Source organism: Streptomyces sp. C (assembly GCF_000158895.1).
Taxonomy (GTDB): domain Bacteria; phylum Actinomycetota; class Actinomycetes; order Streptomycetales; family Streptomycetaceae; genus Streptomyces; species Streptomyces racemochromogenes.
In genome coordinates this window covers 761571-774390 of the sequence record NZ_GG657750.1, presented here as the reverse complement: position 1 = coordinate 774390, position 12820 = coordinate 761571, and the positions used below count along the sequence as shown (strand labels likewise).

Below are 12820 nucleotides of genomic sequence, written 5' to 3'. Positions count from 1 at the left end.
CCCTCGGTACGGTCCCCCGGCTCGTCGTACGCGTCCGCACCGGGCGACGGCGCCCCGCGCCTCAAGTTTCCCGGCCATTTTACCAGCCGGTCACCGGCCGGGCCTGGGGTCGAGCTCCCCGGAGCGCACCCGGGCGAGGTGGGCCCGCATCTCGACCGTCGCCCGGCCGAACCAGTCGGCGATCACGGCGACCTCGTCGGGGGTGTACTCGGCGAACACGGTGCCGAGCCGGTCGTAGAAGGGCTGGTAGGTGGCGATGACCCGGGCGGCGGCCTCGGGGTCGGCCACCACCCGTACCCGCCGGCGGTCGGCGGGATCGGGCTGCCGGCGGGCGTACCCCGCCTTCTCCAGCCGGTTGAGCACGCCGGTGACGGCGCCGGTGGTGAGGTTCACCAGCCCGGCGAGGTCGCCGGCCGAGAGGGGTTTGTCGCAGGCGGCGAGGATGTGGGCGAGGCAGGTCAGGTCGGTGACGTTGATCCCGAGGAGCTGGGCCACCTCCTGCTGGCCGACGAGGCCGAGGGCCACGTACTGGTCCATGCGCGCGATCGCCTCCCCGGCCGTGGCCGGGGGGCGGGGCTTGCCGTGCACCGACATTCTCCTTAGTATCTAAGTTACTTAGCTCGTGAGATAAACGACTCTGCTCCGAGCGTACTGCCACCCGTCCGAAGAGGGGGAATCATGAGCGCCCACGGCGACGTCGACCTCGGCCACACCGTGGCCGGCTGGACCGGAACCACCCTGGCCCTGCTGGGATCCGCCGGAGCGGGGGCCGCACTGTGCGCGGCCTGGACGCCGGGCATCTGGCTGGGCCTCGGCCTGGTCGCGGCCGCGGGCCTCGTCACCTGGCTGCTGCACCTCGCCGGCTGGGGCAAGCCCAGCGGCCCCCGCCCGCGCGAGCAGTGGGACTGGCGCGCCCGGGACACCGCGGCCCGGACGGGGCACGCCGACTGCCTGGGCTGCCGGGCGAGCGGCCCGCGCCGCGCGGCGGCCGCGTCCGCGGCCCGTCCCGCCGTCGGCGGCCCGGCCGCCGCCCCGCTGCCCGCCGCGGACGGCGGTGCCTGACCCGGCCGCCCCGGTTGGCCGCGTTCGGCGTGTGGCGCGCGGGACGGGTGGGCAGTATCGAGACGGCCGCGAGCGTGCGGCCCGAGCGGAACGTGGAGAAGGATCAGTACCGATGGCAACTGGCACCGTGAAGTGGTTCAACTCGGAGAAGGGGTTCGGCTTCATCTCGCAGGACGACGGCGGCCCCGACGTGTTCGTGCACTTCTCCCCCATCCCGGGGGACGGGGCCTTCAAGTCCCCGGGAGGAGAACGATCCAGGTCTTGGTACGACGTCCCCCCAGGGGGGCCAAAGGGCCCCGCAGGCGGAGAAACGTCGTCCGCCCAGTAGCCCCCGGCCCCCTCGCGGTGCCCGTCGCCCGGGAGCCCCCCCCCGGTCGTCCGGCGGGGGCTCCCGTGCGCCGCAGGGGGCACCCGATCAGTGCGCCGGGCCCTCCGCGGCATCCCCGGCTTCCCGCACGGTGATCGCCGACACCGGGCAGGCGCGCGCCGCCTCCCGGACCAGCGGACTGCCGTGGCCGTCCTCGCGGCCCGCGAGCACCTCGCCGAGACCGTCGTCGTCCTGGGTGAACACCCCCGGCGCGGTCAGCACGCACTGGCCGGCGCCGATGCACACGTCCCGGTCCACGGAGATCCGCACGCCGCTCACCACGTCACGGGCAGTTCGAGCATGCCCTGGATGGTGTCGCCGGGCTTGAACGGGATCCGGTCCGGGTCGGCCGCCAGGCGCAGCCCCGGCAGCCGCTCGAACAGGGTCCCGAGGGCGATCTCCATCTCGGCGCGCGCCAGGTTCTGGCCCAGGCACTGGTGGATGCCGAAACCGAACGCCAGGTGGTGGCGGGCCGGCCGGTGCCAGTCGAGCGCGTCGGGGTCGGCGAACACCGTCTCGTCGCGGTTGATGACCGAGGTGGAGAACACCACCCCGTCGTCGGGCCGGATGGTCACCCCGCCGACCTCGATCTCCCGCGTGGCCACCCGCAGCATCCCGTCCGCGATGGACAGGTACCGCATCAGCTCCTCCACCGCCTCCGGCATCAGCGAGGGGTCGCACCGCAGCTCCGCCAGCTGCTCCGGGTGCCGCAGCAGGGTGAAGGTGCCCAGCGAGATCATGTTCGCCGTGGTCTCGTGCCCCGCGATCAGCAGGATCGCGGCCAGCGCCACGAGCTCCTCCACGTCGGTCTCGCCCGCCGCCAGCCGGGTCGAGACCAGCTCGTCCAGCAGCCCCTCGCCCGGCTCGGTGCCCTTGCGCCGGATCAGGGCCTCCAGATAGGCCTCCAGCCGCTCCCGGGCCTCCTCCACGTCGGCGGTCGAGGGGCCGCGCAGCAGCCGCCGCGACTGCTCCTCGAAGAAGTCGTGGTCCTCGTACGGGACCCCGAGCAGCGCGCAGATCACCATGGACGGCACCGGCAGCGCGAAGTCGCCCACCAGCTCGGCCCCCGGACCCCGGGCCTCCATCGCGTCGATCAGCCGGTCCACGGTCTCCTGGATCCGGGGGCGCAGGGCGGCCGTCCGCTTCACCGAGAAGCTCGGGATCAGCATCCGCCGCTGCGCGTTGTGCTCGGGGTCGTCCACCCCGAGCAGGGCCGTCCGCCGGTTCCGCAGCCCCTTGAACCGGGCGGTGGGGGAGGGGAAGGACTCATTGGTGCGGTCGGTCGACAGCCGGCTGTCGGCGAGCAGGGCCCGCGCCTCGGCGTGGCCGGTGACCACCCATACGGAACGGCCGTCGAAGAGGGTGACCCGGGAGAGCGGCCGGCCCTCCCGCAGTGGCTGGTAGGCGGCCGGCGGGTGGTAGGGACAGGTTCGGTCCTGGGGGAAGGCAACGGCTTCGGACATGGAAAGCAACACCTCGCAAGCGATGGTTCCGTCTCGCCGGACTCCATTACATGCCTGAGGCACCTATCCCACCTATGCCACTTTCGGCCAGCCTGCCCGGGTTCACCCGCCGGGCCGCGCGGAGCCCGCCCGGGCGGTCCCCGGGACGCCGCCTACAGGTGCTCGTCCAGGAAGGCCCGCAGCTCCGCCCGCCCCACCGGACCCGCGTGCGTCGCCACCGCCTCGCCGGACCGCAGCAGCACCACCGTCGGGGCGCCCGTCACCCCGTGGCGCCGCACCGTCGCGGGACAGCGGGTGATGTCGGCGCGCACGGCGGTGAACCGCGCGCCGTACTCCGGGTCCTGGGCCAGCTCCGCGACCAGGGAGTCCAGCTCCCGGCAGGCCTCGACGGCCTTGGGCCAGGTGCCGGTGAAGTACGCCAGGACCGGCCCCGGCGCCATCCCGCTGATGAAGTCGAATTCCTGGTCCTCCAGGGGCCGGTGTACCCGACTGGCCATGGGTGGTGCTCCTCGGTTCGCGTATGACGTGGCCTATGACGTGGCCGCCAGCCTATGCGGTGCCCGGTGACCCGCCGGTGCCCGTTGTCAGTGGCGGCTGTGAAGCTGGGCCCATGGACGACAGGATGCCGCGCCGCCGCGTCTACGGCGCCGACCACGAAGACCCCGACCCGGGCCCGCGCCCCGGCCACGCCTACGGCGAGCTCGTGGGCGGCCCCCTCGACGGGCTCCTCCTCGACGTGACCGGCTGGAGCGCCGACCGGCTGGCGCAGGAGGCACGCCTGCCGACCGAGATAGGCCGCTACGGGGCGGGCGGGCGCGCCCACTACCGCCGACGCGGCTCGGACCCGGGCCGCTGGGACTGGGCCGGGGACAGCAGGTAGGCCGGGGACAGCAGGTAGCGCCCGAGCGGGACGCCGGCGAGCCCCCGGACCGCCGACGTGTGACCGGGGGCTCTGCCCCTCTCTTCGGCCGCCGGAGCCCGATCGGATGCGGCGGCCGGGCGCCCGGTGGCCGGTTCCGCGCGATCTCCGAAGAATTTTCCGGAGAGCTGTCGATCCGGGCGTCCCCCGTTCGACGCACAGGTGAGAGGCGGGGGAAAGGCCCCCGCCCTCACGACCGAGGAGTCACCATGCCGCGCTTCCTGACGCTGATCCGCATCGACGAGCAGAACCTGACCCCCGACACCCCCTTCCCCGCCGACTTCGAGGAGCGCATGGGCGCCCTGATGGAGGAGATCACCAAGGCCGGCGTGATGCTCGACACCGCCGGACTGCTCCCCACCTCCGAAGGCACCCGCGTCACCTGGTCGGGCGGGAGGACCAGCTTCACCGACGGCCCCTTCACCGAGACGAAGGAAGTCGTCGGCGGATACGCCTTCCTCCAGTGCAAGGACAAGGCCGAGGCCCTGGAATGGACCAAGCGGTTCCTGGAGACCCACCCGGCGGAATGGACCGTCGGCGCCGAGGTCCGCGAAGTACAGGAGATGTGACCCGGCCGCCCCGGCCCGCGCCCGGCGCCGCGTTTGCCAGGCCCCGCAACGGCTGCTCTGATGGGTGGCCGTGACGGCGGTGAGCGCGGCCCGGGCGGTCGAGACGGTGTTCAGGATCGAGTCCCCGCGCATCATCGCCGGAGTCACCCGCATCGTGCGGGACGTCGGCATCGCCGAGGAGATCGCACAGGACGCCCTGGTCGCCGCCCTCGAACAGTGGCCGCGCGACGGGATCCCCGACCGGCCCGCCGCCTGGCTCATGGCCACCGCCAGGCACCGGGCCGTCGACCTCGTCCGCCGCAAGGAGACCTACGCCCGCAAGCTCGCCGAGGTCGGCCGCACCCTGGAGGACGTACCGCCGCCGCCCGAACCCGCGGAACCGGACGACATCGACGACGACCTGCTGCGCCTGGTCTTCACCGCCTGCCACCCGGTGCTCGGCACCGACGCGCGCATCGCCCTCACCCTGCGCCTGGTCGCCGGACTCACCACCCAGGAGATCGCCCGCGCCTACCTCACCTCCGAACCCACCGTCGCCCAGCGCGTCGTCCGGGCCAAGCGGACCCTCGCCCAGGCCGGGGTGCCCTTCGAGGTCCCCCGCGGAGCCGACCGCGAACAGCGCCTGACCTCCGTGCTGGAGGTCATCTACCTCGTCTTCAACGAGGGCTACTCGGCCACCGCCGGCGACGACCTGCTGCGCCCCGCCCTCTGCGAGGACGGCCTGCGCCTGGCCCGCGTCCTGGCCGCCCTGATGCCCGACGAGCCCGAGGTCCACGGACTCGCCGCGCTGCTGGAGTTCCAGGCCTCCCGCACGGCCGCCCGCACCGGCCCCGACGGCGAGCCCGTCCTGCTCGCCGACCAGAACAGGGCCCGGTGGAACCGGCTGCTCATCCGGCGCGGCGTCGCGTCCCTGCACCGGGCGGGCAGCGGCCCCTACGCCCTGCAGGCCGCCATCGCCGGCTGCCACGCGGCCGCGGTGCGCTACGAGGACACCGACTGGCGGACCATCGCCGCCCTCTACGGCAGGCTCGTCGAGCTGCTCCCCTCCCCGGTGGTCGAGCTGAACCGGGCGGTCGCCGTCTCCATGGCCGAAGGCCCCGGAGCGGCCCTGCCGCTCGTCGACGCCCTCGCCCGGGAGCCCGCCCTGCGCTCCTACCACCTGCTGCCGAGCGTACGCGGGGACCTGCTGGAGCGGCTCGGGCGCGGCCCCGAGGCCCGCGCCGAGTTCGAGAGGGCGGCCGCCCTCACCCGCAACACCCGTGAACGGGACCTGCTGCTGGCCCGCGCCGCCGCCCTCGGCAAGGAGAGTCCCGCTCAGGGGGATTGACGACTCGTCACAAGGCTTAGGGTGACGTGGTGATCAACGGCAACGACGACATACTCACCCCGCTCGGCCCCCTCGACCCGCGGGAGACGGCCGGCTACCGGCTGCTGGCCCGGATCGGCGAGGGAGGCATGGGAACCGTGTACCTCTCGCACACGCGCGGCGGCCAGCCCGTGGCCTTCAAGGTGATCCGCCGCGAGTACGGAGAGGATCCGGACTTCCGGCGCCGCTTCGAGCAGGAGGTCCGCGCGGCCCGCCGGGTGCAGGGCTACCACCTGGTGCCGGTCGTCGACCACGACACGACCGGGCTGCTCCCCTGGATCGCCTCGGAGTTCGTGCCCGGGCTCTCGCTCGCCGACGCGCTCACCGAGCACGGGCCGCTCCCCCCGGCCGCCGTCCACCAGCTGGTCGGCTGCACCGCCCGGGCCCTGGGCGCCATCCACGCGGCGGAGGTCGTCCACCGCGACCTCAAGCCCGCCAACATCCTGCTCGGCTCGACCGGTCCGTACGTCATCGACTTCGGCATCGCGCGGGCGGCCGACACCACCCAGCTGACCCGCAGCGGCGGCGTGGTCGGCACCCCGCAGTACATGTCGCCCGAACAGGCCCTGGGCGAGCCCGTCACCGCGGCCGCCGACGTGTTCTCGCTCGGCCTGATCGCGGCCGTCGCGGCGACCGGGCGACACCCCTACGGCGAGGGCGGCGCCACCACCCTCGCCGTGCGGATCGCCAACACCGAGCGGGCGGCTCCCGATCTGAGCGGCTACCCGGAGCCGCTGCGGAGCCTGCTGGAACGCACCCTGACCGCCGACCCGGCGCGGCGCATCACCACCGCCGAAGTGGCGGAGCTGTGCGAACGGGCGGCGGGCAGGCCGCTGCGCGCGTTCGACGGCTGGCTGCCGGCACCGCTCATGGACCGGATCGCCCGCCGGGAGGCGGCCGCCGCACACCCCCCGGAGCCCGCCCAGGTCCCGGGCGCCACCCCCACGGAACCCGACGCCGGCGCGTACCGGTCCAGCGCAGCCCACGGTGACGGCCCGCCGAGGCCCTCCGCGCCGCCTCCCGGCACCGACACCAGCGAGGCCCACTGCACCGGCCCCGGCGCCACCCGCACGGTCCGTCCGTCCCGCGCTGCTGGCCGGCGGGGGAGTCCTCGCCGTGGCCCTCACCGCGCTGGTGACCTGGGCGCTCGTACGCCCCGACGGCGGTACGGCCGCCACCGGCGGCTCCCCGTCGGGCGGCGGGCGGACGGCCGCCGCCCCGGCCGCCCCTCAGGCAACGGCCACCGCCACGGCCACCGCCACGTCCAAGCAACCCGCGTACACCCTCCTCTTCGAGGACAAGCCCTTCACCCTGCGCGCACCCGCCTCCAGCACGGGCACGCACGTCGACCTGGACGCACCGAAGCTGTTCCCCGGCGGCAAGATCGGCCAGGTCACCGGCATGGAACTCACCTACCAGGCCTGGGGAGACGCGGACCTGCGCTTCCTCACCCCCATGGGCAGGAGCAGCGGCACCACTCCCGAGGCGTGCAGGGCCGGGGTCGACACCGACACCTTGCCGGTCGCGCTCCCCGAGAAGGAGCTGAAGACGGGCGGGACGCTCGCCAAGGGCACGGTCCTGTGCACCGTCACCAGCGAACGCAACCTGGCGATGCTGCGGATCACCGACGTCCAGCCCCACTCGGGAGGCGGCCTCTCCCCGGGCATGCCCGACTACGTCACCACGCTGACCCTCTGGAAGATCACCTGACGAGGGTGGTCATCAGGACCTCCTGACGCGCGCCACCGCCGGCTCGGGCCGGCGGGGCGCCGTGAGCGCCACGGGCCTGCGGAACCCGCCGGAGCGGGCCACGCTCTGCACGGTGAGCCGCAGCGCCTCCTGGAAGTCGCCCATCGTGCGCCGCGCGGCCGGGGTGTCCACGTACAGCGAGTTCATGTGCAGGCCGTCCGCGTCCCGCTGGAACCACGAGCAGGTCCCGTTGGCCCGCGCCGACCACACGTGCGTCGCGGGCCGCCACTCGTCGTGCCGGTCGGCGCCCGGGCAGCGGCGCATGTCGATGTACGAGAAGAAGTTCACCGGATACGGCCAGGAGCGGCCGGCGAACTCCTCGGGCGCCAGCAGCTGCCAGGCCCGCACGAACGGCATGTCGAGGTGGCGCATCATCTCGGCGAACCCGGCCCGCACCTCGCCCATGACCTGGACGAAGTCCTTGCCCGGCGAGGCGTCGAACTCGATCGGCAGCGTGTTGACGAACCAGCCCACCGAGTTGTTCCAGTCCTCCCGCCCGCGCTCACTGACCGGCATGAACCCCCGGTACACCCCGGGCCCGCCCGCCTCGCGCAGACACACGCCCACCGAGCCGAGCAGCCCCATGAACGGCTTGCCGCCGGCCTGCCCGCACACCTTCTCGAAGACCTCGGTCTCGGCGGCGTCCAGCAGCGTGGACGCCTCGTTGACGATCGGGTACATCCGGTCCGGCTCCACGCCGAGGTCCAGCGGGAAGCGGGGGAAGAACTCCCCGCCCCGCTCCGTGAACGACCTCCAGTAGCCGAGGCGCTCGTCGTCCGCCCCGATCGACAGGTAGCGGCGGCGCTGCGCGTCGGCGAAGTCCAGGTAGCTGGGCGCGGGCGGCAGCACGGGCTCCTCCCCGCGCCGCAGCGCCTCGTAGCAGGTCAGCACGTCGTGGACGACGACCGGCATCGACATGCCGTCGCAGACGATGTGGTCGAAGGCGAGGTACACCGTCGCGGAGTCCGGGCGCAACACCGCGCCCATCGTGAACAGCGGCCACGACAGGGTGTCGATGCTGCGGGTGAACCGTTCCGCGAGGAACTCGCGCTGCCGCTCCACGTCGTCGAACTCGGCGACGTGGTGGGCCTCCAGGGACAGGACCTCCGGCGCGAGGGGATCGCAGGACAGCTCCCCGGCCAGCCGTCGGAACTCGCAGCGCAGCACCTCGTGCCGGCGGACGAAGCCCAGCAGGGCCCCGGCCAGGGCCGGTTCGTCGAGGACTCCCTCGATCTCGAAGGTGACGGCCACCCAGGACGCCATGGGGTCGTCGTCCGCGCGGCTCTCCTCGGCGACGGTGAAGTGCTTGTCCTGGTTGAAGGACGCCTTCTTGCCCTGCTCGTCACCCCGGTCCGGTCCCTGCGCCCCGGCGGCGGCCCGCAACCGCCACTCGACCAGGCGCCCCGGCTCCATGTGGTGCATCTGCAGAGGAAACTGCCGCATTACGTCATCCCTTCGCCCCCCGGTTCAGCCCCGAGCCCCTAACGACACCCGGGGCGCGGAAGTGACGCCCGAACCCCCGGCGCCGGTCGGGACGGTGAACGCGGGGGCGTCTAGGGTCTGCCGTCCGGCTCCGCACCGGCCGGCCCGTCGGCGTCGTCGCGCCGGACCTCGATGCGGTCGGCGGCCAGGTCGACGGCGACGCGGTGCTCCATGCCCAGCGCCTCCAGGAACTTGTGCGGCAGCTGCACCCGGCCGGTGCGGTCCAGCATCACGTACTCGCGCTCGCTGACCGACTCCGTGCCGTGCTCGTCGGTCACCGTGCGGCGCAGCACCTCGCTGCTGGTGCGGCCGTCGCGGATGGCCACCGTACGGCGCACCTCGCCCGCCACCATCGGGTCGTGGGTCACGATCACCACGGTGGCGCCCAGCTCCCGGTTCACGGTGCGGAAGGCCTCGAAGACGGCCGCACCGGTCTCGGAGTCCAGCTCGCCGGTCGGCTCGTCGGCCAGCAACACCGCCGGGTCGTTGGCCATGGCCACGGCGATGGCCACCCGCTGCTGCTGTCCGCCGGACAGCTCGGCGGGGCGGCGGCCGCCGAGGTCGCCGATCTCCAGCGCCTCCAGCAGTTCGGCGACCCGCGCCGACTGCCGGGCCCGGGCGCCGCGCCCGCCGCCCTTCAACTGCATCGGCAGGGCGATGTTCTGAGCCGCCGTCAGGAACGGGAGCAGGTTGCGCGCGGTCTGCTGCCAGACGAACCCCACCGTCTCGCGCCGGTAGCGCAGCCGGTCGCGCGCGGACATCTCCAGCAGGTCGTAGCCGCCGACGGTCGCGGTGCCGGCCGTGGGCACGTCCAGCCCCGCGAGGATGTTCAGCAGAGTGGACTTGCCGCTGCCCGAGGCCCCGACCAGCGCCACCAGGTCGCCCTGGGCCACCGTCAGCTCCAGCCCCTGCAGCGCCTGCACCTCGACCCCGTCGCTGGTGAAGATGCGGACCAGCCGGTCGCAGGCGATCGCCGTGCCGGCGGCGTGCCGGCGCGGTGCGGCGGCTTCCAGGGCCTGGCGCCGCAGCTCCTCGTACGTGGGCGCTTCGGTGTTCAACGTCGGTCTCCCGCTCTCAACTCGGTGGTGATCTGGCGCCGGCCGTTCACCGCCGCCTCCGCGAGCACGGCTGCGGCCACCAGCCCGGCCAGGCCCAGCGCCTGCACGAGCACCGGCCGCAGCCCCAGCCCCAGCCCGGCCGGCACGGTGGCGCCGACCAGCGTCGACAGGTCGACCGACGGGCCCAGCAGGGCGATCGCGGCGACCGCCGTCAGGGCACCGCCCAGCGGAGCCGCCAGCACCTGCGGCAGCGACTCCGTCAGGACGAGCACCACGCCCTGCCGCGGCCGCAGGCCCATGGTCCGCAGCCTGGCCAGCAGCGCGGCCCGCTCCGGGGCGGCCCGCACCAGGGTCAGCAGCACGGACAGCAGCGCGAAGCCGGCCGCCGCGGCCAGCGAGGTCCAGAACAGCTGCCCCGCCGCGTGCTGGAGGGGGTCGCCGGCGAGCTTCGCGGTGACCCCCGCGCTGGTGTGCACGAAGGTCCGCTCGGCGACGGAGGCCGGCGCGTGGGCGCGGACCAGCCCGCGCAGCCGGTCCTCGTCGACCGGGCCCAGGGCGAACCAGTGGTTGGGGTGCGCCGCCTGGGGCGCCCGGGCGGTGACGGCCCAGGCCGGCACCACCACGACCGCCGCCTCCACGGAGGGTTCCGCCGGGGTGCCCTCGACCAGGCCGGCCGGCCGGGCCCGCAGTTCGACGCCGCCCGCGAGACGGATCCGGAACTCGCCCCCGGAGTCCTTCCCGGAGAGGTTCTTGCTGATCAGCACCGGGACGGGGGCGCCGGCCGTACCGCCCTGGGCGAGCCGGGCCGGGTCGAAGCGCCCCCGCCCGGCGCCCGCGGACAGCCGGGCGTAGGCGGCCGGGTCCGCGACCACCGCCCTGACGTGGGTGCCGGTCGGGTCGTCCGCCGTCAGGAGGGCGTCCCGGTCGGTCCACACCCCCAGGGAACCCCGTACGCCGGGCAGCGCGTCGGCCGCCCGCAGGAACTCCGGCGTCAGCGCCTCCCCCAGCGGGGTCGCCACATGGGCGTCGCCCCCGACGTCGCCCCGCGCCGAACAAAAAGGCGGGCCCCGTCCACGGAAAAACAGGACGGCCGACCCGAACCCGCCCGTGGTCACCGCCAGCAGCAGCGCGACCAGGGGCAGGACGGAGGGACGCGCACCGCCCGCGTTCCCCCGGGCGGCGCGCGCCAGCCCCAGGAAGCCGGTCAGGCCCCGCCCGCGTCCCGCCGCCCGGGCCGCCAGCCGTGCCAGCGGGGGCTGGATCCGGGCCAGCAGCAGCCCCCCGGACAGTGCGATCAGCAGCGGGGCGGCGACGAGCAGCGGATCCAGCCCGGCCCCCGCCGGGGCGACCCCGCGCCGGCGGACCTCGGCGACGGCGGCCGCGGTGGCGGCGAGGACCAGCAGCTCCGCCACCAGCCTGCGCCGGGGTGCGGCCGCGCGCCGGGCCGACAGCAGCACGAAGGCCCGTACGGGGAACGCCAGCAGGGCCGCGAGGGCGACGGCCCCGGCGGCGAGGAGGCCGGGCGCCAGGCGGGGGGTCGGCAGCAGCAGGACGCCGAGGGCCGCGGCGAACACGGCGGCGGGCAGCACGGTGACGGCCCCCTCGCCCAGCAGCCGGCGCAGGACCCCCGCGCGGGAGCCGCCCCGGGCCAGCAGCAGGGCCAGTTCGGCCTCCCGCCGGTCACCGGTGAGCCCGGCGGCCAGGCAGAGCACCACGAGGGCGACGCCCGCGACCCCGGCCGGCCCGATCGCGGCGAGCGGCGCGGCGGCCTGCCGGCGGGCCTCGGCGGCCGCGAACAGCTTCGGCAGCTCGGAGGCGATCAGGATGTCGGTGCGGCCGGTCTCGGTGACCAGCCGGGTGGCCGTGGGGCCGGCCACGTACGAGGCGATCTGTCCGCTGACCTCGGGCAGCCGGTCGGTGCGCAGGGCACCGGTGTCCACCGGGAGCCGCCAGAAGTCCGTGGCGCGGGTTCCCCAGTCCGCCAGCCGCTCGATCCCCTCGGGGCCGACCAGCGCCGCCGCGTCCCACCAGGACGTCTCGTGCTTCTGGTCCCACTTGAGGCAGGCCCGCACGAGGCAGGTGGAGGCGCTGTCGCTCCAGTAGACCTCGTCCGGGTCGGCCGGGGCGAACAGGCCGACGACCTCGACGCTCATCGGCGGGGCGATGCCCGAGGAGCCCTCCAGGACCGATCCCACCTTGGCGCCGATGCTGTCGGCGGCGCTCTTGGACAGGACGACCGGGAGGGTTGCGCCGCCGCTGCCGCCGGACGGCCAGCGCCCCTCGACCAGCCGGCCGTGCGAGGCGACCTGCGGCAGGTGCAGCAGGCCCAGGTTGGGCGCGACGTCCGACGGACGGACCAGTCCGGGCCCCGTCAGGGGCCGTGCGTCCTTCGCGCGGACGCCGTACACGGGACCGGAGTCCGCCAGGCGGTAGCCCGGTCCGACGGCGGCGGTCAGGGCGGCCAGCACGTGGTCCAGGGACGCCGGGAGGTCCCCGCCCGTCGGGCCCCGCCCGGTCGCGGCGGTGGCGGTGAGGCTGGTCCGTTCCGGGCCCTGGTCGGCCAGGTAGGCGCGCAGGGCCCGGTCGGCGCCCCGGTCGAGGGCGCGCGGCAGCGCGGTGGCCAGCAGGACGGAGACGAAGACCAGTACGGCCGACAGGAGCGTGGCCAGGGGAGCGGCCCGCAGCCGCGTCCGCACCCAGCCGGCCCCGCCGCGGTTCCTTGGCGCGGTGGTACGGGGGTCGGTGGTCGGGCCGGTCATATCTCCTCCACGTGGCGCAGGCGGGC

Annotated in this window: 13 protein-coding genes and 1 pseudogene; 7 read left to right on the top strand and 7 right to left on the bottom strand. The window is 74.9% G+C overall.

The annotated features are described in order from the left end of the window. Positions 1–90: 90 nt before the first annotated feature. A complete protein-coding gene (locus SSNG_RS03480) occupies positions 91–588 on the bottom strand; it encodes a MarR family transcriptional regulator (protein WP_007262411.1) in 498 nt (165 codons plus the stop codon). 90 nt (positions 589–678) lie between these two features. On the opposite strand from SSNG_RS03480, the gene SSNG_RS03475 reads away from it, so the two are divergent. Further along, positions 679–1062, top strand: a complete 384-nt coding sequence (locus SSNG_RS03475; RefSeq protein WP_007262410.1) for an HGxxPAAW family protein — start codon at positions 679–681, stop codon at positions 1060–1062. Positions 1063–1174: 112 nt separating this feature from the next. Next, entirely contained in the window at positions 1175–1390 is a 216-nt protein-coding gene (locus tag SSNG_RS03470; RefSeq protein ID WP_007262409.1) for a cold shock domain-containing protein, read from the top strand. Positions 1391–1477: 87 nt separating this feature from the next. Here the strand turns inward: SSNG_RS03470 and SSNG_RS03465 are convergent, their stop codons facing one another. From SSNG_RS03465 to SSNG_RS03455, 3 genes are all read right to left on the bottom strand, one after another. Further along, positions 1478–1699 (bottom strand): ferredoxin, encoded by a 222-nt coding sequence (locus SSNG_RS03465; RefSeq protein WP_007262408.1) that lies wholly within the window; start codon positions 1697–1699, stop codon positions 1478–1480. A 5-nt stretch (positions 1700–1704) separates the two neighbouring features. Next, positions 1705–2892, bottom strand: a complete 1188-nt coding sequence (locus SSNG_RS03460; protein WP_042800479.1) for a cytochrome P450 — start codon at positions 2890–2892, stop codon at positions 1705–1707. Positions 2893–3044: 152 nt separating this feature from the next. Next, positions 3045–3389: a thioredoxin domain-containing protein gene (locus SSNG_RS03455; RefSeq protein ID WP_007262406.1), complete on the bottom strand. Its 345-nt coding sequence runs from the start codon at positions 3387–3389 to the stop codon at positions 3045–3047. A 113-nt stretch (positions 3390–3502) separates the two neighbouring features. On the opposite strand from SSNG_RS03455, the gene SSNG_RS03450 reads away from it, so the two are divergent. The 5 genes and pseudogenes from SSNG_RS03450 to SSNG_RS43410 all read left to right on the top strand — a co-directional run bounded on the left by SSNG_RS03450 (position 3503) and on the right by SSNG_RS43410 (position 7456). Continuing rightward, positions 3503–3772, top strand: a complete 270-nt coding sequence (locus SSNG_RS03450) for a hypothetical protein (protein ID WP_042800478.1) — start codon at positions 3503–3505, stop codon at positions 3770–3772. A gap of 248 nt (positions 3773–4020) precedes the next feature. Then, positions 4021–4380 carry a YciI family protein gene (locus SSNG_RS03445; protein ID WP_007262403.1) on the top strand — a complete coding sequence of 120 codons (360 nt, stop codon included), beginning with the start codon at positions 4021–4023 and terminating at the stop codon, positions 4378–4380. Between the two features lie 79 nt (positions 4381–4459). Then, positions 4460–5707, top strand: a complete 1248-nt coding sequence (locus SSNG_RS03440) for a sigma-70 family RNA polymerase sigma factor (protein WP_007262402.1) — start codon at positions 4460–4462, stop codon at positions 5705–5707. A 128-nt stretch (positions 5708–5835) separates the two neighbouring features. Beyond that, positions 5836–6489 (top strand): annotated as a pseudogene (locus tag SSNG_RS43415) (serine/threonine-protein kinase); the annotation flags it as partial. Between the two features lie 373 nt (positions 6490–6862). After that, on the top strand, positions 6863–7456 hold the full coding sequence (locus SSNG_RS43410) for a hypothetical protein (RefSeq protein ID WP_241695287.1): 594 nt from the start codon (positions 6863–6865) through the stop codon (positions 7454–7456). Between the two features lie 12 nt (positions 7457–7468). Here SSNG_RS43410 and SSNG_RS03430 read toward each other — a convergent pair whose 3' ends face one another. The 3 genes from SSNG_RS03430 to SSNG_RS03420 form a co-directional block, all read right to left on the bottom strand. Next, complete coding sequence (locus tag SSNG_RS03430; RefSeq protein ID WP_007262400.1) at positions 7469–8938, bottom strand: condensation domain-containing protein; 1470 nt, start codon at positions 8936–8938, stop codon at positions 7469–7471. 110 nt (positions 8939–9048) lie between these two features. Next, complete coding sequence (locus SSNG_RS03425; protein WP_241695201.1) at positions 9049–9990, bottom strand: ABC transporter ATP-binding protein; 942 nt, start codon at positions 9988–9990, stop codon at positions 9049–9051. Between the two features lie 41 nt (positions 9991–10031). Then, a complete protein-coding gene (locus SSNG_RS03420) occupies positions 10032–12794 on the bottom strand; it encodes a hypothetical protein (RefSeq protein ID WP_007262398.1) in 2763 nt (920 codons plus the stop codon). Positions 12795–12820 lie beyond the last annotated feature (26 nt).